The following is a 220-nucleotide window of genomic DNA, read 5'->3' as shown; positions in this document are numbered from 1 at the left end:
AAAGGTCGTCTGAAAGTTTCAGACGACCTTTTATGTATCATAAACAACAACAGCTCACCTTCTGAGACCTTTGCAAAATACCCCTCTTCACCTGTTCCCCCGACAGCCGAAACCCAAACACAGGTTTTCGTCTATTTCCGCCCCTAATTGCGCCTAATTTTACCTAAATACCCCCTTAATCCTCCCCGGATACCTGATAATCAGGCATCCGGGCCGCCTT

The organism is Neisseria sp. HMSC03D10 (assembly GCF_001807625.1).
Taxonomy (GTDB): domain Bacteria; phylum Pseudomonadota; class Gammaproteobacteria; order Burkholderiales; family Neisseriaceae; genus Neisseria; species Neisseria mucosa.
The sequence above is the reverse complement of the archived record's forward strand: the minus strand, read 5'-3'. Positions refer to the sequence as shown.